At 46.0% G+C, this 25,044-nt stretch carries 11 protein-coding genes and 2 CRISPR repeat arrays (1 of these 13 only partly in view); of the genes, 4 read left to right on the top strand and 7 right to left on the bottom strand.

What is annotated here, in order from left to right:
• Nucleotides 1–7,383: direct repeats of the CRISPR family, unit length 37 nt; unit sequence GCCGCAATTAACCAAACTCCCTATCAGGGATTGAAAC; it reaches 1,830 nt to the left of the window's first position.
• A gap of 122 nt (nucleotides 7,384–7,505) precedes the next feature.
• A CRISPR array of direct repeats spans nucleotides 7,506–8,527; the repeat unit is 37 nt; unit sequence GCCGCAATTAACCAAACTCCCTATCAGGGATTGAAAC.
• A 106-nt stretch (nucleotides 8,528–8,633) separates the two neighbouring features.
• Complete coding sequence (locus tag QUB11_RS06410; RefSeq protein ID WP_333201664.1) at nucleotides 8,634–9,734, bottom strand: precorrin-8X methylmutase; 1,101 nt, start codon at nucleotides 9,732–9,734, stop codon at nucleotides 8,634–8,636.
• Nucleotides 9,735–10,431: 697 nt separating this feature from the next.
• Here QUB11_RS06410 and QUB11_RS06405 point away from each other — a divergent pair.
• Together QUB11_RS06405 and QUB11_RS06400 are read left to right on the top strand one after the other, a co-directional pair.
• Nucleotides 10,432–12,345 (top strand): heavy metal translocating P-type ATPase, encoded by a 1,914-nt coding sequence (locus QUB11_RS06405; RefSeq protein WP_333390050.1) that lies wholly within the window; start codon nucleotides 10,432–10,434, stop codon nucleotides 12,343–12,345.
• A gap of 298 nt (nucleotides 12,346–12,643) precedes the next feature.
• Nucleotides 12,644–14,704, top strand: a complete 2,061-nt coding sequence (locus QUB11_RS06400; RefSeq protein ID WP_333390048.1) for an elongation factor G — start codon at nucleotides 12,644–12,646, stop codon at nucleotides 14,702–14,704.
• A 224-nt stretch (nucleotides 14,705–14,928) separates the two neighbouring features.
• Here QUB11_RS06400 and QUB11_RS06395 read toward each other — a convergent pair whose 3' ends face one another.
• The 5 genes from QUB11_RS06395 to petP all read right to left on the bottom strand — a co-directional run bounded on the left by QUB11_RS06395 (nucleotide 14,929) and on the right by petP (nucleotide 20,778).
• Nucleotides 14,929–15,333 carry a HEPN domain-containing protein gene (locus QUB11_RS06395; RefSeq protein WP_333390046.1) on the bottom strand — a complete coding sequence of 135 codons (405 nt, stop codon included), beginning with the start codon at nucleotides 15,331–15,333 and terminating at the stop codon, nucleotides 14,929–14,931.
• Nucleotides 15,323–16,003 carry a hypothetical protein gene (locus tag QUB11_RS06390; RefSeq protein WP_333390045.1) on the bottom strand — a complete coding sequence of 227 codons (681 nt, stop codon included), beginning with the start codon at nucleotides 16,001–16,003 and terminating at the stop codon, nucleotides 15,323–15,325. Before QUB11_RS06390 ends, QUB11_RS06395 begins: the two co-directional genes overlap by 11 nt.
• A 20-nt stretch (nucleotides 16,004–16,023) precedes the next feature.
• Nucleotides 16,024–18,843: a CHAT domain-containing tetratricopeptide repeat protein gene (locus QUB11_RS06385; protein ID WP_333390043.1), complete on the bottom strand. Its 2,820-nt coding sequence runs from the start codon at nucleotides 18,841–18,843 to the stop codon at nucleotides 16,024–16,026.
• Nucleotides 18,844–19,209: 366 nt separating this feature from the next.
• Nucleotides 19,210–20,313: a Get3/ArsA fold putative tail anchor-mediating ATPase NosAFP gene (locus tag QUB11_RS06380; RefSeq protein WP_333390041.1), complete on the bottom strand. Its 1,104-nt coding sequence runs from the start codon at nucleotides 20,311–20,313 to the stop codon at nucleotides 19,210–19,212.
• A gap of 264 nt (nucleotides 20,314–20,577) precedes the next feature.
• Nucleotides 20,578–20,778 (bottom strand): cytochrome b6f subunit PetP, encoded by a 201-nt coding sequence (gene petP / locus QUB11_RS06375; RefSeq protein WP_333054278.1) that lies wholly within the window; start codon nucleotides 20,776–20,778, stop codon nucleotides 20,578–20,580.
• Nucleotides 20,779–21,436: 658 nt separating this feature from the next.
• Here petP and QUB11_RS06370 point away from each other — a divergent pair.
• A complete protein-coding gene (locus tag QUB11_RS06370; protein WP_333201650.1) occupies nucleotides 21,437–22,543 on the top strand; it encodes a FecR family protein in 1,107 nt (368 codons plus the stop codon).
• Between the two features lie 366 nt (nucleotides 22,544–22,909).
• Nucleotides 22,910–24,724, top strand: a complete 1,815-nt coding sequence (locus QUB11_RS06365; protein ID WP_333201648.1) for an adenylate/guanylate cyclase domain-containing protein — start codon at nucleotides 22,910–22,912, stop codon at nucleotides 24,722–24,724.
• Between the two features lie 129 nt (nucleotides 24,725–24,853).
• Here QUB11_RS06365 and QUB11_RS06360 read toward each other — a convergent pair.
• Nucleotides 24,854–25,044, bottom strand: a 191-nt coding sequence (locus tag QUB11_RS06360; RefSeq protein ID WP_333201646.1) for a hypothetical protein, incomplete at its 5' end; no start/stop codon positions are given.

The raw sequence follows: 25,044 nt of genomic DNA, 5'->3' as shown, positions 1-25,044 counted from the left end.
TTAACCAAACTCCCTATCAGGGATTGAAACTATTAAAGAAAGCGGTGGTAAAGATGTTCGTTTTGCCGCAATTAACCAAACTCCCTATCAGGGATTGAAACGTTAAGTGCGATCGGATGAACCGCACCCCGCACCATCGCGCCGCAATTAACCAAACTCCCTATCAGGGATTGAAACAAAAATGAAGAGGACGGGCTTGACTTGACCGACCCGGCTGCATAGCCGCAATTAACCAAACTCCCTATCAGGGATTGAAACCTCAGAATTGGCTTCTGCGAACAATTCCGCCTGTTTTCGAGCCGCAATTAACCAAACTCCCTATCAGGGATTGAAACGAAAAATCGAACCTGATGAAGACGGGGGACGCTCGCCGCAATTAACCAAACTCCCTATCAGGGATTGAAACATGTCGGCAGGCTGATAGTAAGCTTTCCAAGATTGCCGCAATTAACCAAACTCCCTATCAGGGATTGAAACTCTCCGTTGTCTGCCGTAAGCCAAATTGTAATTTTCGCCGCAATTAACCAAACTCCCTATCAGGGATTGAAACTTAAGTGCATAGGCTGCGCCTTGAGCTTCTTCGGTCGCCGCAATTAACCAAACTCCCTATCAGGGATTGAAACTAGTTCTTGGATAAATATCAATTTAGCAGATATAAAGCCGCAATTAACCAAACTCCCTATCAGGGATTGAAACTTTGTATACTTCTGAGCCCGTTTCTAAACCGATTAAGGCCGCAATTAACCAAACTCCCTATCAGGGATTGAAACTTCTTGGTCTGAGTGCCAAAGCATTCCTTCTCATTGCGCCGCAATTAACCAAACTCCCTATCAGGGATTGAAACTTGAAATAGAAAAAAGTGCTGAATGGATTGATAAAGCCGCAATTAACCAAACTCCCTATCAGGGATTGAAACTTTGTGAGAGGACTGCTTAAGAACTGCTTTAAGGCCGCAATTAACCAAACTCCCTATCAGGGATTGAAACTAATAACATCGGTTGACAGCCCGGAAAGACGGGCATTTAGCCGCAATTAAGCCGCAATTAACCAAACTCCCTATCAGGGATTGAAACGGCTCCGTAGCATGGAAGTTACCATGCAACGTCAAGCCGCAATTAACCAAACTCCCTATCAGGGATTGAAACGAGCTTCGCGAGTTGCAGTTAATTCAGAATCTAGAGCCGCAATTAACCAAACTCCCTATCAGGGATTGAAACTAGCTAAAATCAGACTAGCGACGAACCGGGGCATTACCGCCGCAATTAACCAAACTCCCTATCAGGGATTGAAACATAGTTAATTACGATACAAACTAAAGTGCTATAGATAGGCCGCAATTAACCAAACTCCCTATCAGGGATTGAAACAATTTTACTAAACCACGTTCAAATTGATTTAAAGCGCCGCAATTAACCAAACTCCCTATCAGGGATTGAAACAAAGTAGTGTTGAGTGTGACGGCAAAACTTTTAGGGCCGCAATTAACCAAACTCCCTATCAGGGATTGAAACTCTACTACTGAAAACCCAGACGCTTTACCGTCAAGCCGCAATTAACCAAACTCCCTATCAGGGATTGAAACATAAGGGGTACTTATCAGACGTGTTATAAGGGGTACGCCGCAATTAACCAAACTCCCTATCAGGGATTGAAACCTTTAACTTTTTTGGAACAAACCTTAAATCAGATAGCCGCAATTAACCAAACTCCCTATCAGGGATTGAAACTTTGCACCGTGCAGCACTAAACCCTGCTTACAGTGCGATAGCGCCGCAATTAACCAAACTCCCTATCAGGGATTGAAACTCAAAGAAGGCCTGCTGTCCGGGAATTCCTACCAATGCCGCAATTAACCAAACTCCCTATCAGGGATTGAAACGATAGCGATACAGCTTCAGCAGCTAACTCTTGGGCGTCTGGCCGCAATTAACCAAACTCCCTATCAGGGATTGAAACATTTGGTGACAGTTGGAGCTGAAAGCCATGCTCCACAGCCGCAATTAACCAAACTCCCTATCAGGGATTGAAACAATTTTCACCGCCTCAAGTGCTGCACGACTCCCAGCCGCAATTAACCAAACTCCCTATCAGGGATTGAAACACATAGAATTAGTCGGAAATAAACCAGCGGCGAACCGGGGCGGCACCGGCCGCAATTAACCAAACTCCCTATCAGGGATTGAAACGCAGCTATTGGCAGTTTCAGCAGCATCGGCGGGGCTGGGCCGCAATTAACCAAACTCCCTATCAGGGATTGAAACTAGATATTTTTCAAGGGTCAAGCGCCGGCTGCTAATGCCGCAATTAACCAAACTCCCTATCAGGGATTGAAACCTGAACTATCCCAATCAGGAGGCATATCAGCATAAAACTGGAAAAAAGCCGCAATTAACCAAACTCCCTATCAGGGATTGAAACCTCTTTCAACGTTTGGAGCCAAATAAATATGACATGCCGCAATTAACCAAACTCCCTATCAGGGATTGAAACTCAATGCTCGATAAAAGGTGCTCCTAGGTATCCCGAAGCCGCAATTAACCAAACTCCCTATCAGGGATTGAAACGATCTAGGTCTATTGCAAACTGACGTAGAGGATATCAAAAGCCGCAATTAACCAAACTCCCTATCAGGGATTGAAACTGTGCCGTCGCCGATCGCGATCGGTGCTGAGGTGGTTGATTCCCCCAAGCCGCAATTAACCAAACTCCCTATCAGGGATTGAAACTTACAAAATAGAGAAAGCATTGATAGTATATGGGCCGCAATTAACCAAACTCCCTATCAGGGATTGAAACCACACAAACCACCATTGCTTGCTCCCATTTCCTTTAAAGCCGCAATTAACCAAACTCCCTATCAGGGATTGAAACTTTCTGCCAGACTCCAGATTGATGCAGGTGCTGGGCCGCAATTAACCAAACTCCCTATCAGGGATTGAAACGCTTCACCCATTGCCGAAGGGATTGGAACGTCAACCGCCGCAATTAACCAAACTCCCTATCAGGGATTGAAACAATACTGCTTCAGCACGTTTACTGATGAACTTTTCATTTCGAGCCGCAATTAACCAAACTCCCTATCAGGGATTGAAACAGGGATAGGCTCTAAAACAATTTTATCAAAATCGCCGCAATTAACCAAACTCCCTATCAGGGATTGAAACGCGAACTGCTACGAACTCCCGACTGAAATCAATTTCGGGCCGCAATTAACCAAACTCCCTATCAGGGATTGAAACCTAATTTCAGATTCAAAACTCACCAACTCAACCGCCGGCCGCAATTAACCAAACTCCCTATCAGGGATTGAAACTTGTGTCTAAATGAACCAAGCTATCAAGGACTGATGCCGCAATTAACCAAACTCCCTATCAGGGATTGAAACCCCGGCTCCAGCCGTCTAGAAATAATTGCCGGATGCCGCAATTAACCAAACTCCCTATCAGGGATTGAAACACAGAGTGAATACAGCAAGCTGCTAGCATCCAGCGCCGCAATTAACCAAACTCCCTATCAGGGATTGAAACACAGAGATCAATTTTTACCTCTTTCTGGTACGCAACGCCGCGCCGCAATTAACCAAACTCCCTATCAGGGATTGAAACTGTGCAATTTCTTAGCTAGACCAGCGTTACCGCGAACTGCCGCAATTAACCAAACTCCCTATCAGGGATTGAAACACCAAAATGCCATTTTGTGATGGATTGATGCAGGGCCGCAATTAACCAAACTCCCTATCAGGGATTGAAACAGACAAAACTTGTCAGACAGCTTGCTAGAAAAACGTATTGCCGCAATTAACCAAACTCCCTATCAGGGATTGAAACTTTCTGGGATTCGCGGGATTGATTTATATAACCCAAGCCGCAATTAACCAAACTCCCTATCAGGGATTGAAACAAACAGTGGTAATCGACTTTCTCTCTCTGCCTCCCGCCGCAATTAACCAAACTCCCTATCAGGGATTGAAACGCTATCAGTTACCCGCACCAATACCCCGGCTGGGCGAGCCGCAATTAACCAAACTCCCTATCAGGGATTGAAACACAAGTTTCTTGGCGCAGTGTTGCTTGCCTGCAATCCAGCCGCAATTAACCAAACTCCCTATCAGGGATTGAAACAACGGGGTTGCGATGTGTTCCGGTTCAACTACGGCCGCAATTAACCAAACTCCCTATCAGGGATTGAAACTTCAATTTCCTCAATACTTTCAATATGTTTTCCTAGCCGCAATTAACCAAACTCCCTATCAGGGATTGAAACCGGGTATCGGAGCGCCGGAATGCGCTCTAGCCGATCGGTAGCCGCAATTAACCAAACTCCCTATCAGGGATTGAAACGCTAAAAATAATGGGTGGTTAAGGTGCTGTCCCAGGCCGCAATTAACCAAACTCCCTATCAGGGATTGAAACCGATCGGGAATTGCTGCAACTTGCCTACAATTTCCGCCGCAATTAACCAAACTCCCTATCAGGGATTGAAACCCTTTCGTGGATTCAAAAGTGGTGGATTTTAGGGGGCCGCAATTAACCAAACTCCCTATCAGGGATTGAAACTCTCTCACACTTCGGTGTGGCATCACTCGAATAAGCCGCAATTAACCAAACTCCCTATCAGGGATTGAAACTGAAGATTGATGCGCGATAGCCTAGCGTTTGCACCGCCAGCCGCAATTAACCAAACTCCCTATCAGGGATTGAAACCAGCAGGTGCAGGTTTCTGCATAGGTTTCTGCATAGGCCGCAATTAACCAAACTCCCTATCAGGGATTGAAACGGAAAGCATTGATAAAGCACTCACGGCTCCCCTAGCCGCAATTAACCAAACTCCCTATCAGGGATTGAAACCTCGCGCTTCAAACTTCACTAGGAGATTGTAGAGCCACAATTAACCTAACTCCCTATCAGGGATTGAAACCTCCATTTGCATTGAGGACAAAAACTAATGAAAGCGATGTATCTGGCCACAATTAACCTAACTCCCTATCAGGGATTGAAACGAGATTGGTGAGTTGAAGTGCGACGTAGAAGACATGCCACAATTAACCTAACTCCCTATCAGGGATTGAAACCCGAAGAAGCAATTCTCGGCGGGCTTCTAATTGCCACAATTAACCTAACTCCCTATCAGGGATTGAAACGCGTTTAGCTTGCGTGTGGATTGTGAATTCAATGCCACAATTAACCTAACTCCCTATCAGGGATTGAAACACTTCGCGCAAGCAGTACCTAGAAGTCTTCGGAGCCACAATTAACCTAACTCCCTATCAGGGATTGAAACGTTTCAAAGTGTTTCAGTGATCAATGCCTAAAACGAGCCACAATTAACCTAACTCCCTATCAGGGATTGAAACGCACAGCCTTTTCATTTCCTACCACTAGGCGAACAGCGCCACAATTAACCTAACTCCCTATCAGGGATTGAAACTAATTTGTTGGGAGTGAGCTAATGCAAGAATTACCCGGCCACAATTAACCTAACTCCCTATCAGGGATTGAAACGGTGTCGGCAGAGACTCCAGCAAGGCTGGTACTCACGGGTGTGCCACAATTAACCTAACTCCCTATCAGGGATTGAAACCTGCAAACAAAACATGGTAGCCAGAATTATTGACAGCGAATAGCCACAATTAACCTAACTCCCTATCAGGGATTGAAACCCGGCGTATCCGCCTTCCATATTTTCTGCTCTTTGTCTAGAGCCACAATTAACCTAACTCCCTATCAGGGATTGAAACCTGGAGCCGGATTGCTTTGGCTGACCCGGATCGAGGTAGATGGTAAAGCCACAATTAACCTAACTCCCTATCAGGGATTGAAACCTATATCAAACAGGAACTTGGACGCAACGATTTTGCATCGGGCCACAATTAACCTAACTCCCTATCAGGGATTGAAACGCTCGTTTCCAATTGGGTATAAATTCAGGATAAGAAGCCGAGCCACAATTAACCTAACTCCCTATCAGGGATTGAAACCCCTCATCACACTTCAAACCATTGAGGGCTATAGAGCCACAATTAACCTAACTCCCTATCAGGGATTGAAACCCAGCGGAAAATCTGGTGAAAATACCGCTAGTGAGGGCCACAATTAACCTAACTCCCTATCAGGGATTGAAACACTGCCACTGCCGCCGGTGCCCGCGAATTCTTGCGCCACAATTAACCTAACTCCCTATCAGGGATTGAAACATTACCATTAGCCGCCAAATATCTTGCCAGCGTGCGCCGGAAAAGCCACAATTAACCTAACTCCCTATCAGGGATTGAAACTTACTTGAAAAGGGATTGATGTTTCTAACAAGTGCCACAATTAACCTAACTCCCTATCAGGGATTGAAACTCTGAAAGTGTAGATTTAGAATTTGATATAAGAGCCACAATTAACCTAACTCCCTATCAGGGATTGAAACCTCCGTTGCTCGCTTATTTGATTCCTCTATAGTACAATCTAAGCCACAATTAACCTAACTCCCTATCAGGGATTGAAACACCGCAGCAGACGGGGCGGCACTTACGAAGACTAGCCACAATTAACCTAACTCCCTATCAGGGATTGAAACAAATAATTGAGACATTCTCAACATTCCCGTAATCATGCCACAATTAACCTAACTCCCTATCAGGGATTGAAACCTTGGAACCCATCAACATTATGACACAGCCCGCTCGCCGACGCCACAATTAACCTAACTCCCTATCAGGGATTGAAACCTTCGAGGGGTTAAGGATTTACAAGCGAAGGGCAAAAAAGCCACAATTAACCTAACTCCCTATCAGGGATTGAAACCAAGAGTTTATGGGAGCTGAAAAATTTGATAAATTTGCCACAATTAACCTAACTCCCTATCAGGGATTGAAACGAATTTTCTAATCCCCTCGCACTATTGTGGATACGGCACGGGCCACAATTAACCTAACTCCCTATCAGGGATTGAAACATGGGCAAGGGGTTTGGGTAAATAATGCCAGCCGTTTTCAGCCACAATTAACCTAACTCCCTATCAGGGATTGAAACTTGCCTGGGAACTTGCGCGGCGCTTCTAACTCTGGCCACAATTAACCTAACTCCCTATCAGGGATTGAAACGCGGGCTCTCTAGCGCGTTTAATTCATCAGGGCCGCGCCACAATTAACCTAACTCCCTATCAGGGATTGAAACTGGTTTAACTACTTCGTAAACCTGACAAAGCAGCCAAACGCCACAATTAACCTAACTCCCTATCAGGGATTGAAACATGATTGAGCCAGCCACCTAAGTCAAGGCTGGCAAGCCACAATTAACCTAACTCCCTATCAGGGATTGAAACGCTTCAGATTTTCTGTGATTGCCAATACCGAGGATGCCACAATTAACCTAACTCCCTATCAGGGATTGAAACGAACACGGTAAATGTGCACCGATTTCTAGTCGAAGCTCGATCGCCACAATTAACCTAACTCGCAAGCAGCCGATGTCTCCAGAAGTTCAGGAAATGGCCACGATTTCTAGTCGAAGCTCGATCGCCACAATTAACCTAACTCCCTATCAGGGATTGAAACGCAGCCGTGATAAATAGAGCTGCTTTCTTCTTCAAGCCACAATTAACCTAACTCCCTATCAGGGATTGAAACGGGATTGACATTTGGGAACACTTCGTACAGCTCCCTGTAAAGCCACAATTAACCTAACTCCCTATCAGGGATTGAAACTACTTTAAATCATCAAGCCCTAAGACTAAATTCGCCACAATTAACCTAACTCCCTATCAGGGATTGAAACATGGTGGGCGATGACTTATTCCTACGGTATGATGTCGGAGCTGTGCGGCCCTGGCCACAATTAACCTAACTCCCTATCAGGGATTGAAACATGGTGGGCGATCGGCGCTGACAACACCACTGGTAATTACCGAGCCACAATTAACCTAACTCCCTATCAGGGATTGAAACCAAATTGATGAATTTCTCGTATTGGCATCACAAGATCGAGCCACAATTAACCTAACTCCCTATCAGGGATTGAAACAGGAGTGCTTGCTGCTGCCGCGGGTCTATGCCGGCCACAATTAACCTAACTCCCTATCAGGGATTGAAACCGACTCCTCAAAAGCCGCCAAAATAGTTTGCTGCCACAATTAACCTAACTCCCTATCAGGGATTGAAACAAGGCAGCCCAAGCTGCGGGAGTGATAGACAATCAGGCCACAATTAACCTAACTCCCTATCAGGGATTGAAACCCATCTCCCGGTAATTGGTGGATTAGCGTCAACACGAATGATGGGCCACAATTAACCTAACTCCCTATCAGGGATTGAAACTTGTGTTCGGGTATCGGAGCGCCCGAATATGCTCTTGCTGAGCCACAATTAACCTAACTCCCTATCAGGGATTGAAACTCAGGTTCAGAAAACTCTAAAGCTAGTTGACCGGGAAGCCGCAATTAACCAAACTCCCTATCAGGGATTGAAACAAAAATCAAATTCGTGGAAAATCACTAAAAACCTTTGCCGCAATTAACCAAACTCCCTATCAGGGATTGAAACTTTCGGAAGTATTCACCAGAGGAGGAGACAGGAGGAAAGAGAGTATTCTTCTCCTGACTCCTGACTCCTGACTCCTTCTTCGCCGCAACCAACCTAAATCCCATCTTCACTTCAAATGACAATGACAATTCGGCTTTTCAATCAAAGACTCAACCAAAGCATTCAAAGCAACCGCCGCCAACAATCCGCCGCCAAAAGTTCCCACAGTCGTAATATAAGCAACGCCCGATCGCACTAACCGCCGTTTCGCCACCGGAGAATGACTAAAACCGATCGGCATTCCAACTACCAAAGCCGGTTGCAATTGCCCACACTCGATCGCCTCGCAAACCGCCATCAGCACAGACGGCGCATATCCTATCACCAATATACATCCTTTTTCCAGTTTCAACAACTTATCAAACCACTCACGCTGCTGCCAGAATTCCTGTTCCGCTTCCGCCGCAGCATTGATGTGCGGGTCATCAATTAAAGTTGCAATACTTGTTCCCAAATGCGCCAATCTAGTTCGATCCAAAGCCGCAAAAACAGGCGGCACATCAGCCACAATTTGACACTGATTTTTCAAAGCTTCCCGCGCCGATTTAATCGCCGTTTCGCTCAACTTCACAAACGGCAGCAGCGAACAATCTCCGCAGGCTAACACCAGTTTTGAAAGCAAGTCTACCTCAATTTCCGAGCGATCGGCCAAATCCGGCAACAAATGCTGCAACGACTCCCCAAACTCCTCCGGGTGAGTGTGCGCCCCCGCATCCCAACCCTCCCAAAGTTGTTCCCACTCATCCAACCCCCCCTCAGTTTCCGCCTGCAACAGCCTTAATTGCGCCAATGCGTCCGCTTGCACCGCTTGACAGGAAATATCCCGCCCCAGCAATCCTTCCAGCGCCGATGCCGTTTCTCTGAGGCGAACAATTTGCTGAATAACCGACAGATATTGCCGTTGCAGAGTCGCCATCAGCGCGTCAGGAGAAGCATCCGCGTCAGTTTCTAACAGTTTGCGGATGTGAGACAGTTGAAAGCCTTGCTGCTTGAGTGCGACTATTCTTTGCAGTCTTTGCACATCGCTGCGGGTATACAATCTGTAGTTAGAAGTCGATCGTACCGCCGGAGATAGCAGCCCCAAAGCGTGATAATGTCGCACCATCCGAGGGGTAATTGTGCCTTTTACCGCTTCTGTAAGTTGTTTGATTGTCAGGTATTGTTGCATGGGATTTTGGGATTTTGATTGTATATTTGATTCTCGAATTCACCCTCCGTCCTAGGAGTGAATCAATTCCCCGTCTCATAGCAGAAGTCAGTTAAAACTGATATCTTGCATCATTGTCAATTACTTTTTTAGGAACAGGCTTTTCGGCCTGTTCCACAGGAAAACTCATTCTTTGTGGAACGGGCATCTTGCCCGTTCTTGACAATGGTGCAATATCTCAGTTATCTTGCATCATTGTCAATTACTTTTTTAGGAACAGGCTTTTCGGCCTGTTCCACAAGAAAATATACTCTTTGTGGAACGGGCATCTTGCCCGTTCTTGACAATGGTGCAATATCTCAGTTAAAACTTATATCTTGCACCATTCTCAATTACTTTTTTAGGAACAGGCTTTTCGGCCTGTTCCACAAGAAAATATAGTCTTTGTGGAACAGGCCGAAAAGCCTGTTAAGCGAGAATGGTGCAAGATGTGAGTTAAAACCGACTGAAACATTAAATTCAATTCTCAGCTATCTTCAGTCCTCTTTCAGAGGACTTGCGCTATGAGACAGGGAATTCATTCCCTGTCGGACTGTCTGACTCTGGTACTCAACGAGAGGCGAGTTGATGCTGGATTTATTTTAGTTTCACTCTTGACATTGACACTAATGTCAAGGTTTAGGCTAAAAGAGTCATTCTACCAAATCAAGCTTTACAAATGACTTCTAATTCTTTGTCAATTTCTCGCATCTCCCAGTTAGCAGAAGAACATCCAGACGCTGTGACTGCCGCCCTGTGCGGAATTCTAGTAATCTTGGGTTCCCTAGCCCTGCAACTCGGCTGGCTGGGTGTAGCCGTGTTAATCTTACCCGCAGCTTATGTTATCGGCGGCTATTCCAGTACCCGCGAAGGCTTAACTACGCTTTTTCAAGAACGCGAATTAGATGTAGATTTGTTAATGATTGTCGCTGCTTTGGGCGCGGCCGGTTTAGGGCTATGGCGGCAAGAATATCATTTAATTGTTGACGGTGCGGTGTTGATTTTAATCTTTGCAATTAGCGGCGCCCTTGAAGGTTATGCTATGCAGCGGACTGAACGCAGCATCCGCAGTTTGATGAGTTTGACTGCGGATACTGCTAGGGTGGTAATGTACGGGGGGGAACGGGAAGTTGCGATCGACAAATTGGAAATTGGCGATTACATTTTAGTCAAGCCCGGAGAAATCATCCCCACAGATGCGATAATTATTGAAGGCTACAGTGCGATCGATCAAGCCTCGATTACCGGCGAATCGATGCCCGTGGAGAAAACCAGCGGCGATGAAGTCTATGCAGGTACAATCAACGGTGTCGGCGCGCTGAAACTCGAAGTTCATAAAACTCCAGAAAGCAGCTTGATTCAGCGAGTGATTCGGCTGGTTCAAGAAGCGCAAACAGCAGCGCCGCCTTCTCAAATGTTTGTGGAAAAATTCGAGCGCGGTTATGCCAAATTAATTGTCGGTTTAGGCTTGCTGCTGGCAACTTTGCCGCCCTTTGTTTTGGGCTGGAATTGGGAAGAGACAATCTATCGGGCGCTGATTTTCCTAGTAGTCGCATCCCCCTGCGCGCTGATGGCTTCGATTATGCCGGCGCTGCTTTCGGGAATTGCTAACGGGGCGAGACAGGGGATTTTGTTTAAAAGTGGCGCGCAATTAGAGATGATTGGTAAAGTCAGGGCGATCGCCTTTGACAAAACCGGAACTCTCACCACGGGAAAACCTGAAGTTATCCAAATTGTACCAGCAGCCGGATATACTGAAACAGAAGTTCTGCAATTGGCAGCAGCCCTAGAAGCTCATTCCGAACACGCGATCGCCCACGCAATTGTCAGCGCCGCCCAGCAGCAACAGTTACAATTGTCAACCGCTACCGACGTACAAGCAAAAATCGGCCAAGGAATAGTCGGCAAAGTTAACAATCAAATCATTGCCATTGGTAAAGCCAATTTTGTCCAAGCAACTTCCGAATTGACTCAAATCAGCCAGCAGTTGCAAGCCGAAGGTAAAACAGTTGTTTGGGTGGCAAAGGGCGCTCAACTTTTGGGAATCATTGCAGTAGCAGATACCCTCCGCCCCGAAGCAGCAGCAATGGTAAAACGCTTGCAAAAATTAGGCATAGAACATATAATTATGCTAACCGGCGACAACGAGCAAACAGCTCAACACATCGCCCGTCAATTAGGCATCAAAGAAGTGTACGCCGAACTTTTGCCAGAAGACAAAGTGCAGGCAATTAAACAACTGCAAACCCAGTATCAAACTGTAGCAATGGTAGGAGACGGCATCAACGACGCCCCCGCCCTCGCTCAAGCTTCCGTGGGCATTGCGATGGGAATTTCCGGCAGCGACGTTGCTTTAGAAACTGCTGATATCGTATTAATGGCAGATAAATTAGAGCAACTAGCTAAAGCCATTAGTTTAGGCCGCCGCGCTCAAAAAGTTGTCAAACAAAACATTGTTTTTGCACTCAGTTGCATTATACTGTTACTGGCTGCCAATTTCTTCGGAAACATCACCATGCCTTTAGGCGTCATCGGTCACGAAGGCTCTACAGTAATAGTAACCTTAAGCGGTTTGCGACTGCTCAGAAATTAGACCAATCGAGACAGAGGAAGAGTGATATCAAATCCGCTCTTCATCAGAATTATTAGTCTCTCTCTTCTCTTCCTCTGCGTTCTCTGCGTTCTCTGCGGTTAAAAAATCCAAATATTAAGAAAAACTACAATTTGTGTTTGCGTCACTCAAAACACGCTACCGTCAAAAGTATAGAATCATACCAAAATATGAAATTGCTCGAAACTGCAATAAAAATTAACCTAGAAAAACTCTAGAAAATGATAGAGAACTGATTGCACAAAGAGCAATGGAAAACAAGTTTTCTGTTGGAGGGAATATGAACGAAAAAGTCATTGGGGCCACGCGAAACGTTGCAATTGTTGGCCCTTATTTAAGCGGTAAAACCGCACTGCTCGAAAGTTTGCTGTCGGTGACAGGGACAATTACCCGCAAAGGAAATGTCAAGGATGGCAACACAATAGGTGATAGTTCGCCGGAAGCACGCGATCGCCAAATGAGCGTAGAAGTAAACGCCGCCACCGCTGAATATCAAGGCGTCCGCTTCACATTTCTCGACTGTCCGGGCTCGGTAGAATTTGCCCAAGAAACTTACAATGCCCTGATTGGTGTGGATGCGGCGATAATAGTTTGCGAACCCGTTGCCGATCGCACTTTAACCCTCGCACCCCTGTTTAAATTCCTAGACGATTGGGAAATTCCCCACCTAGTTTTCATCAACAAGATCGATCGAGCTTACACAGACGAAACTACTTGCGGCAGCAACTTCACCGACGTGATTGACGCGCTCAAATCCGTTTCCAGTAGACCGATCGTACCTCACCAATATCCGATCGGCAAAAACGAACAAATCATCGGTTTTATCGACTTAGTAACCGAACAAGCTTACCACTACCATCCGGGCGCCGCCGCAGATCCCGTCCCGCTTCCAGAACACCTCAAAGCACAAGAAAGCGCAGCGCGGCAGCAAATGCTCGAAGAATTGGCGAATTTTGACGACCATTTACTCGAAGAATTGCTCGAAGAAATCAATCCCGACGTTGAAGAAATTACCCGCGATTTAAAGATGGAATTAGGCGCAGATTTAATTGTGCCAGTATTCATCGGCATCGCCGAACAAGATTTCGGCGTGCGGCCTCTGCTGGAAGCTTTGCTGAGGGAAGCGCCGACACCGGAAACTACAGCCGATCGCCGTGGCATTATACAAAGTGAAAACAAAGTTCTAGCTCAAATCCTCAAAACCTATTACACGCCGCAGGGAGGCAAACTATCGTTAGTGAGAATGTGGCGGGGGACGCTGGCAGACGGAGCAATTTTGAACGGCGTTCGAGTTAACGGTTTGTACCGCTTGACCGGCCAGCAAACGCAAAGTTTGCAGTCTGTCAGCGCCGGGGAAATAGTGGCTGTGGGAAGGCTAGAAGGCGTGAAAACAGGCGATACGCTGGGTTCTGAGGAATTATTGCCAAAAGCAGAAATTATCTCCCCTGTCTACGCACGGGCGATCGTCCCAGAAAAGCGCAACGATGAAGTTAAGCTGAGCTCCGCTTTAGCTAAATTGCTAGAAGAAGACCCATCTTTAGTCTGGGAACAGCACGGCGACACTCACGAAATTATACTTTGGGGTCAAGGCGAAATCCACCTAAAAGTAGCCTTAGACAGGTTGCGCCGCAAGTATAACTTGCCGATGGTAACTCACTTACCGCAAGTGCCGTACAAAGAAACCATCCGCAAACCTGCATCTTCCATCCACGGGCGCTACAAACACCAAAGCGGGGGACACGGACAATTCGGCGACGTGTACCTCGACATTCAACCGCAGCCTCGCGGAGAAGGTTTCACCTTTACCGACAAAATAGTCGGCGGCGTCGTCCCAAAACAGTACATTCCCGGCGTTGAAGTCGGAGTGCGCGAGTATTTGGATCGGGGCCCGCTGGGTTTCCCGGTGGTAGACGTAGCGGTGACGCTGACGAACGGTTCCTATCATACCGTTGACAGTTCCGAACAAGCTTTCAAGCAAGCGGCGCGTTTGGCGATGCAGGAGGGAATGGCCAAGTGCGAACCGGCATTGCTGGAGCCGATCGCCAAAGTTGAAATTTGCGCTCCGAACGAGTGTACATCAAAGGTGTTGCAGTTGGTCAGCGGACACCGGGGCCAAATTCTCGGCTACGAAGGTAAAAAAGACTGGAAGGGATGGGATGCAGTTTCTGCTTATTTGCCGATCGCAGAAATGCAGAATTTGATCGTAGAATTGCGATCGCAGACGATGGGAGTTGGATTTTTTAATTGGGAGTTCGATCGGCTGCAAGAAGTGCCGGAACCTTTAGCTAAGCGGGTTTTGTTAACGACTGGCGGCAATGGAAACGGTAACGGTAAAAGTTAGGTAATTGTCTTAAAAAACCCGGTTTTTTCAATAAACCGGGTTTTTGCACGAGTTGCCATTAAAGTTTATTGGGCTCAATTTCTATTTACCTCACATCTTGCACCATTCTCAAGAACAGGCTTTCCGGCCTGTTCCACAAAGAGTGAATTTTCTTGTGGAACAGGCCGGAAAGCCTGTTCATAAAAAGCTTATTGAGAATGGTGCAACATCTCAGATTTACCTGATTATTCAGTTAAGTTACTTAACGCTGAAATAATATTCTCAGCTAGCACTAACGCATTTCTCGCTTCTCCTTTGAAGTTAAACATAGTATCTTCATAATCAGCTTTATTCCTAAGTTCTCTCAATCTGCTTAAATTTTCACCTATTTTGACCATGTTTTTCTTTTTAGTTGGGTGGTATATAAATTCTTCTGCTACATATTGATGTTCGTTGATATCGCGATTCTTACGAAAAAGTCTTGGGTCTTTTTCAATGTCGCGCAAGTAATTTCGCGCTAGGCAAAATGTCGAATAGTATGCTCTACTTATCGCCGATCGCAACTTGGCTTCCCTGTTAGCTGAACTGTCACTATTTGTAGCCGCTAACTCTTGAGCTAAATTCAAATATTCAGACCAATCAAATCTCATTTGGCTCCCATTCAAGGCTAATATGTAAATCATTTTTGGGGGCAGCTATTTTAGCTTCGAGCCACCAACTATCATCAAGGATGTTTAACTTGGCAAAAGCTTCCTCGACTTCGAGTTTAGTGTAGATAGCAATCCACAGCGATCGCCAATTTGCAATTTCTGGATCGGTTTTCACTTCTAAGCCTAATCTTTCCGTAGGAAATAGTTGTCTAATCTTAGAATGAGCTTCGAGAATCAAAAGTGCGATCGCTTCTTGTTCGATGATGATTTTAAAACTTTCTACAGGGTTTTCAACCGCGTACAGGCTTTTGATTTGATTAAAAGATGCAATTAAATTGTCAAACGCTGTAGCTATTGCAGAGGGATTCTCCAATTCTCCTTGTGGCGGAGGAAAGGAAGGGCTTAAATTTCCAGCGTCAGTGCTGAAAATGCTGTCACTTGTGGGCTGGGAGCGTTTGTCTTTTGATTTTGCTTGGTACTGCTCTTTTAAGTCGAGGCGTTCTCTTGTGTAAATTTCGTTGATAGTAGTGTTTTGTCCGGCTAATTTTTCAAAAGCTAATATCGCAGAACTTATGATACTATCTTCCAACTCGCCAAGTTGAACAGATGAATCTAGTTGAGCTAAAGTAGCCCCGATCGCTTGTAGCCGAATAATATCTGTTGCTTTCATAATAGTCGATGGTTGGGAAGTTAGGGATTAACTTTACCAGTAATCGTGAAACCTGCCCAGTGATAGAGAGCGGCATAAGGAGGTTTGTCAGAGTCCATTTTAGCATCATTTCTGCGGATTAGGTTAGCTTCGTCTCTCAAATCTTGACTGCAACTGGAATTGTACGTTACTTGAGCCAATTCTAGATACCAGTCGGATAGTTGGCTGTAAGTAATAGTTCGGAGCCATTTTTGCGCTTCTTTGAGGGCTAGTGCCGGATGCAATTTATTTTGGCAACGCTGTTCGTTGAGAATTTCATAGAATCGAATCATCATTAAGGCGGTAGATATCTCATCAACTATCCAGAGGGTGCTGAGGGCGTAAACAGCACCCGCAGCTAAAAAGCTGCTGGCTAAACCGACAAATTCATCTATCAGTTCTTCTTTTCCTGTTATGCCAGTTTCGCAAGCGGAAAGGCAGACTAGATAATAGCTTTTCAAATCGAAATTGGCGATTTCTTCTGAAGTTAGAGGCTGTTTGTTTTTCAGGATTAGCGCTGACTGGGACGGCTGTTTTGTGTTGTGGTAGGCGTGACCTGTAAAATGGAATATGTCAGCAGCTTGTTGCAGAGCTTCTTTAAGATTGTCTGTGGTAGCTTGTGAACTGGAGATGGTATTGCAGTTAAGGTGAAAATTTGCGATCGCGGGCGCTTCTATTTCAGCAAAAAGTAATGGATCTGGGCTTTCTACCAACAGCAGAGACATTGAATGTGACGGTTTTCTGTCTAATCTATCTATCCCAACTTGGATGCTGGGCAGATAAGTGATAGTGAAAAGATTATCGGAGAATAAGAAGTGCAGTGGCAGCAGATGCAAGTCGCGGTGGGGAATTAAGATTAAGTGTTGGATATTGGTGAGGTGCGTACAAATTTCGGGAATTTTGAGGATGTCAGCCAGTTTTTGCAATTGCGCTGTCATTGACTCGCGCCAGAGATGGGATTCTTTGCTTTGCTGTTTGCTGGTAGTTTTGCCGTAATTTTGATAGTGGGTTTTCCAGTTTTTTAGCCATTTTTCTAAAGTCTGACTGTTGCGCTTTGCGAATATATCGGTGACAGGTGTGCCGATAACTTCAAACTTGTCTGGGGTAATGATAAAAGCAGTCAGGGAAACTGGGCTGAGATGCCAGTAAATAATCGCGGTTTCGGTGTTGTTTGTGAGTAAATCTCGGATTTCGGGATAAGTCGGGCTGGCGGTGCGGTTTGGCGAAGCTGCGCGCATCCATTGCAGGCAAAAGTTTTTCCTGGCTTCGGCTTTTTCCAGTGCATTTACCTTGTCGCCAGACTCGACGAGGCTATCGACTTCTAATTGGTAAAGTCCGACAAATTTGCGCTGGAGTCGCTGTTTGATTTCGGGGTGAGTTTCATTATCTAAAAGTAAGGTTTCTAAGACGGTAGTAGCTTCGGTAAGGTACTCGCTGGTTTTGGCATCTCCCAAGCTGCGGCAGACGGTAATTAAGCCTTGCATTACTTCTAAATAAGTTTCTGGGATGAGGGGAGATTTCAAGAATTCGCGGGCTTGTTCGTAGCTGGCTTTGGCTTTGTGGAATGATTCCAAATAAGTGGCTGTTTCTTTGCCCTGTATGTAGTGTGCCTCGCCTTTGTGTTGGTGCAATGTGCCGCAAGCGAGGCGATAGTCGTGGTTGCTGGGCTGATATTTCTCTAAGCCTTCATCCGAGTTTTTAATAGCTTCAAGGTAGCGTCCTGATTTTAAAAATACCGAACCTCGATTGAACCAAGCTTCCCAGCATTGATCGTCTGTAAATTCTAAGGCTTTATCGAAGGCTGCGATCGCCTCTTTGTAGCTGCCCACCTCTCCTAATATCTTGCCCAGCCCGTTCCAGGTAAAGTGAATTTTGGGGTTGATTTTTAAGACTTGCTTGAAGGATGTGATCGCCTCACTGTAGTGGCCTAAATGATATAGGGTAATGCCCAGCCCGTGCAAGGAAAGAATATTTTGAGGGTGAATTTCTAAAGCCTTTTTATAGGCTGCGATCGCCTCACTGTAGCAGCCAAAATCATTTAGGGTATCACCTAGCTTGTTCCAGGAAAGATAGTTTTGTGGCTCAATTTCTGAGGCTTTTTCATAGGCTGCGATCGCCCCTTCTAAATTTCCCGTATCAAGATGTTCTTGTCCTTGTTCATATAATTCTGATGCCTCTTGACTCATTTCTATTTCTGATCTGATCAGTTCATCTCCACTGATTTTTATCTCTATATATTTTGTTTTTGACTTCCAGGTTGAATCGTCTTCATCAGCTCCACTGATTTCTATCTCTATATATTTTGTTTTTGACTTCCAGGTTGAATCGTCTTCATCAGCATCCGATGAATTATCCGTAGAAGAAGCACTCAAACCCTCCCTTTCCAACAATGGAGTAACAATATCTTCACTTACAACCAATGAACCATCCGCAAGAGTCCGATTCCAACTCTCCCCAGCCAACAATTCCCTACCAATCTTCCCAGCAACCTCACTAATTCTCCCGCAATTCATCTCACCCAGCCCCACCATCCGCCCACCCAATTCTAAATGTGTTTCCGGCGATACCAGCAACCTTTCTCCAAATTCTTGCAGCCAGTTTTCCCACTCAGCATCTTTGATTTTGCAGACGATTAAAAAGCCTTTAATATCGCCCCGACTCCAGCCTTGTGCAACACCCTCTAACAGTGCCATGAATTTCTGTTCGTATTCCCCAAAAGAGCGAATCGGAATTGGATCTGGCGGTGGCGGTGCTGGTTTGCGGAATCGCCGCTGAATTTGCCGCCACAGGTTGAGGATGCGTTGCCAAATTTGTCGGAACATTGGCTGGGTGGATGATGTGTTGTTGGAGATTGTAGCAGATTTTGGGGGTGAATGTACATTTTGCGCGTTGATGTCGATTTAATTACCAAATGTCGTAGGGGCGGGTTCACCAACAATATATAACGACGATCGACAATTCATATAAACCCGCCCCCACCCACCATAAATCTGAATGTACATTAATATTATTCGTTGGGTAGGGGCGGGTTTTTGAGATTGTTTTTTTCAGGCGATTATGGTTGGTAAAACCCGCCCCTACGATCGCAGAAATTACACAACAACGAATCTACGACACATGATATTAGAGAACTCGATAATTCATCCGTGTATCCGTGTCAAAATCCGTGTCGTGCCTTCTTCCTTACCCTAAAAAGAAATAATCAAGTAACCATTCAGGAACTTAGCACCAGTAACAGATTTACCAGTTAGCGCCGGAGGCAGCAAAATATTGCGCCGCTGATCGCCCGCTTCGATCGTCACTTCCGGCCCGGATTGAATCAATTTAATTTCTTTCTTGTCAAACCCAGGCAAAAACAAACTAACTTGACGCTGTGCAATGTTGATGTTAATGGGTTGAGGAGCTTTTGCCGCCTGAGAAAAATCGGGCAAAGCATCAATTAGCGGCTGCCAATTATTATTGTCACTGTGCGCCGGAACCGAAACAGCGGTCAAAGGATCAAACTCGGCAGTAATAGCTTCTGTAATCGGTGCTTGATTAACAATGACACCGCCCACAGTCAAACTAACTTGTTGAGAACTTCCCCAAAGATAGCGGGCAGTTGCGATCGCACTTGCATCCCCAGTCGTTACCAAAAAAGCCGCCGTGCGGTTCGGATCTGCCAGCGTTTCCTTACCCTTATCCAAAAGATTATCGACTTGCTTAGTAGATTGAAAAGCATTGTCTCCCGACAAATCCACCGTCAACACGGTACTGACAAGCGGTTGAATAAAAGGCGACGACGACAAAGCTTTACCCAAATCCGAATCTACCAAAGCTTGGCGGAAGCGGCGGATGTACCAACTCAGAATTTCCGGCATTCCCAGCATCCGCAGCGTATCCATGCCGCCATTGCCGTCATAAACAATTACATCGTATTGTTTGCTGTCGTCGTATTCCCGAAGTTCGTTCAACGCCAGCGCGCTGTCCATTCCCGGCAACACCCCTAATTCTTGACCGTAAATCTGCTTGAAAAACGGAGTACGGACATATTGAGCTTCTAGTTGTTTAACTTCGTCCCACCTGCGTTCTAGCAGTGGCCCGCTTTGCACCTGAACTGCTTTGAGGTTAGGGGCGATTTCCTGGGGGTTGAGAGTCAGGGGAACCCCTAGCAGAATACCCAATGCAGGGCCCGGATCTTGGCCGAGCAGCAGAACTCGCTTGCCTTGAGCCGCGTATTTTTTAGCTGTTGCGATCGCGATCGTACTGCGGCCAGTGCCGCCTTTGCCCAAAAATGTCAAAATCAAAGCCATTTTCTGTTCTCACTGCCAAAGCTTACTCTTTAACATTTAAGCGCAACCTTCAGCCAGAGTGGGGGAGGGGGGACAGTGGAGGAAGAGGAGAGTCGGTGAGTGGGAGAGTGGGAGAGTGGGAGAGTGGGAGAGGGGGAGAGGGGAAGAGGGGGAGAGGGGGAGAGTGGGAGAGGGGGAGAGTAGGAGACGAAAGGAAACACAGTTAAATTCAATCCGTGTATCCGTGTCCGAATCCGTGTCGTGCCCCTCTTCCTTCTACATCTGTTAAACGGGTTCTAGCTCATCTTCAAAGAACCAAGTCGCAAAACCGTCGAACTTGACAACCACGCCTACTCCGCTACCGTCAACCATTCTGAATCCGTCAACAGTGCCTACTGGATTCTCCTTTATCTTGCCCACCATATTTGCAGGTATCCGATCTCTGAGACGGCGCACCTTCACTCTCTGACCTACTTCTATTGCCACTGAAATTGTTCTCCTGCTCTATACAACCGTTTATTTTACAGTTTGGCGTCTACTTCGGAACAGCCACACCCTCCGTCGATCGCTCCCTATGATTTTCCATCGAAATTTCCACCAACTTTCCCTAAAAGACGGTATTCTAGTCGGAGTTTGTCGATCGTCTACCCTGATTCGCTTGGGTTTGCTTCATAAGGTTTCACAGTGGCAAGCTCCACTGGCAGAGGCTGTTCACCACTTAGATAATTATTTTTTATTGCTTCGCAAAAAGAAGTTTTTTATTAATTGCCACAACTACAGAATTTATCCCTAATTAGTCATCCTTCAGGCAGAAGCCAAAAGGCCTTCAAAAGCAGTAATTAATTTTATGTTGGCTATATATAAATCGGCCCTCTCTGATGTTGACAGCGGCGAAACTTCATGCTGCAAAGGACTTTGAGTCGGGTTGGCAAAATTTCCAGAAGCTCAGATTTTAGTAAAATGCCATGTTGTAACAGTTTACTAAAATCTGACCAAAAAAAGAATTTTTAATGCTAAACTTTCAGGCTGATAAAGTTTATTTTTGCTGCTGTGTTACGGCATAAAAAATGGAACGATTGCCGGATTTAGGGAGTCTAATAGAGGAAAGGAAGTCAAGGAACTTCAAGATCACAAAATTGAAATAATGAATAAAATTTTTACGTGCTGGCGATCGACCAAAATTCCGCTCCTAAGTTTGTCCTTGGCTGTGCTGGCCAGTCTGCAGCCCTTTCGTGGGACGATCGCCAGTCCGCTCTCTCCATCCCCCAAACAGCAGTTGAACGCTACTAAAATTATCTCAGTCGATCGACAGCCAGCACTGCCAACCGCCTCAAACTCTCCAACAAATCCGACAACAGTGGCGGCGAATTCATCCCCAGCAGAGACGATAAACGCTCAGGGAACAGCGGGCGGACGATCGCTCGAAATAGAAGAAATTCGCGGTACAGTCAGCTTTAAAGGGCGGCCGGCGGTTGTGGGCGATCGGCTACTCGCGCCCGGAGACGAAATCATCACCGGCCCCAATTCCACAGCCCGTTTAGGCATCGACAACAACATCGGCACCGTGGAAGTTGCGGAAAAAACCACAGTCAGAATATCCGATTTGTCAAGCAGTGCAGGTGGCGAAAAAAGCACAGCCATTTTTGTCAGCAGGGGGCGAGTCAGATTGTCGATCGGCAAAACTGCTGCGGCAACTCCCGCAGCCAACACCTCAACAATTATCCCCCCAAACCAAATAGTCGCCCTCAATACCTTCAGCGGACTCGGCAAATCCAGTCAAATTGCCCAAAAAACCCGTTCTGCCAAAAGGGCCCCAGTCAGGGTTGAAACCCCAGAAGGCGTTGCCGGAGTCCGCGGCACCTCCTTTGGCGTCAGCGTCAGTGGTGGCAAAACCGCAGTCCAAACTATTGAAGGTGCAGTCGTAGTATCCGGCAACACCGACTCAGAAGTAGTTCTCAACAGCGGCAACTCCACGACTATTTTCCCTCAAACCTCCCCCGTGGCGCCCTCAGCCAGCCCTCGCCTAGCTCAACTCAAAGTCCGCAGTTTGTTGAGACTCAGCGGCAATATCTATAGCCTCAGCGGTCAAATTAACCCGATCGACACAGTTTATGTCTACAACGAAGAAATTAAGATCGATCGAAATGGCAACTTCAAAATCCAAGGAATTTTACCCCCAAGTCGCCGCCTCAAAATCGTAGTGCGAGGCCCGTCAGTCACACAAAGGCATTACAGCCTCGCAGTTCGCTAAACAACCTATCGTCGCGAGTAATTTACGCGGGCAGTCTCTGAGGACGTGAGTTAGATCTGAGATGTTGCATCATTCTCAATAAGCTTTTTAGGAACAGGCTTTCCGGCCTGTTCCACAAGAAAATTCACTCTTTGTGGAACAGGCATCTTGCCTGTTCTTGACAATGGTGCAAGATGTGAGTTAGATCCTAACTCCTATCAGGGTTGATTATTTTGTGTAGGTGCGAAGCATTTCGCGGTGAATCTCGGTAGTCAAAATAAATAAATTTTGCCTCACCCTTCGCCCTTGCGGTATTGTAAAACTTCATGACTCTCACTCCTCTCGAAGTTCGGACTCGAATGTCAATGATTGCGTCAAATTAATTGCATGAAGTTAAAAGAATGGATTGATCATCTCAAACAAAATAAACTGCTCGGACTCCGGCAATATATAACCACAAATCCTCCCTGGATGACAGGGGCATTAGTAGGTATAATGTCTGTCGCCATGCTGCAATTTGGAATATGGAAACCCCTTGAATATTTGGGATACAAAATGCTATTTCAAATTCGAGAATCTGGAATTTTGCCAAATCCTGGATGGGATTCGAGAATTGCGGTAATTGCGATCGAACCGCATTCCTTGCAAGAATACGGTCAATTTCCTTGGCCCCGCAACCGCTACGCCCAACTGCTAGAAGCGCTGAAAAAATCTCCCCCTACAGCAGTTGGTTTTGACATTCTTTTCCTCGATCCAAGTCCGAAAGATGATATTTTAGCCGCTGCGATCGCCGCCAACGGCAAAGTTGTACTCCCTAGAACCCCCAAAGAAGAACCCGTAGCATCTTTAAAAGCAGTCGCCGCAGGTGTCGGCCACATCAGCCAAGAAGCCGATAGCGACGGTATTACCCGCGAGTCAAAAATCTTTCTCAACGGGATTCCTAATTTTGGTTTAGCAATGACTCACAGGTACAATGCTGCTAATCCCCAAGATCCAGTATTGCTCCCACAGTCCAAAAATAAGCAGGAAAAAAAAGTCTGGGTTAACTGGCCGGGGAAAACAGAAAATCTACCTACCTATGCTTTTGTTGATGTCGTAGAAGGTAGAATTCCTGCAGATGATCTGACTAATAAGTTAGTTTTAGTGGGCATAGTTGCTACCGGTTTCGATCCGATATCTTCACCTCTCAACAAGACTACGGCTGGGGTTTATTTATATGCAGCGTTGATTGACAATTTGCTCAATCAACGCTTGCTGCAGCGACTGCCGGTACTCGTAGAAATTTTGTTATTGTTGGGGATTGGCCCGCTTACCGCTTTGGTTCTGGGCAACCGAGGTGTTAAAGAGAGAATTGTGATCGCTCTCGGTTTGCCTATAATTTGGATTGGGGCTGGTGCATTGTTATTTGGCTTCTTTTTTTGGTGGGTTCCGATTGCCGCACCTATCGGCACCCTCATTTTATCGGGCACTGCTTTGCAACTGCGGGAACAGTACGAAAAGCAGCAGTTGATGAGGTTATTTGAAAAGCACGTCGCTCCGGAGACAGCTCAGCTTATTTGGGAACGCAAAGCGGAGATATTTGAACAGGGAGAACTCGAACCTCAAGAACTTACAGCAACGGTGCTGTTTATGGATATTCGTAGTTTTACTTCCATTTCAGAAAAAATGCGACCGCGAGATTTACTCACCTGGTTGAACAATTATTTGGAAGCGATGACTAACTGTATTATGGATCACGGCGGCGTTGTAGATAAATACATCGGTGATGCAATTATGGCAGTTTTTGGAGTGCCTTTTTGCCATACCGAATATCGAGAAATTCAACAAGATGCTTTGAATGCAGTTGCGGCTTGTATTGCGATGCACGAACGGCTGCACCAACTTAATCAGCAGCTTAGAAGTGAACACAAACCTTTAATTAAGTTTGGCATCGGTTTGCATACCGGACAGTTAGTTGCTGGTAGCGTGGGCGGTTCCCGGCGTTTGAATTATTCTGTGATTGGCGATGCTGTCAACGTTGCTGCTAGATTGGAGGCGATGAATAAGGAAATTGTTTCTGACAGTCCTTTTAATTTGTTGGTGACGGCGAGGACTTTTGCTTATGTGCGCGATCGCTACGAAGGCCAAAAAGTAGGCTCAATTCTATTGCGCGGCAAAAAAGAAGAGACTGTGGTTTATGCTATTTTGGGTGAAAAGCATTAGTTATTGGGCATGGGGCATTGGTCATTAGTCATTAGTTGTGATATTATGTCCTGTTAATTAGGCCCAATTACTTCATACTGGGGAATTAAAATATTGGTTGTAGGGGCGGGTTTTTCGACAATCTACGCCTCAAACAAATAATCTCAAAAACCCGCCCCCGCCCCACGGTAAATCGAAATATACATTTTTTTCAGGCGATCGCCCGTGTTGGTTGATGTACATTATTAGCGGTGTGGGGGCGGGTTTATAACCCACATTCCGCACCCCCAACTGGCACATACGCGGATTGAGGGGGTAAAAGTGAATCATCCGAGACAAAG

Origin of the sequence: Microcoleus sp. B6-A1, from assembly GCF_036705085.1 — a bacterium.
Classification (GTDB): domain Bacteria; phylum Cyanobacteriota; class Cyanobacteriia; order Cyanobacteriales; family Microcoleaceae; genus Microcoleus.
The sequence above is the reverse complement of the archived record's forward strand: the minus strand, read 5'-3'. Positions and strand labels throughout refer to the sequence as shown.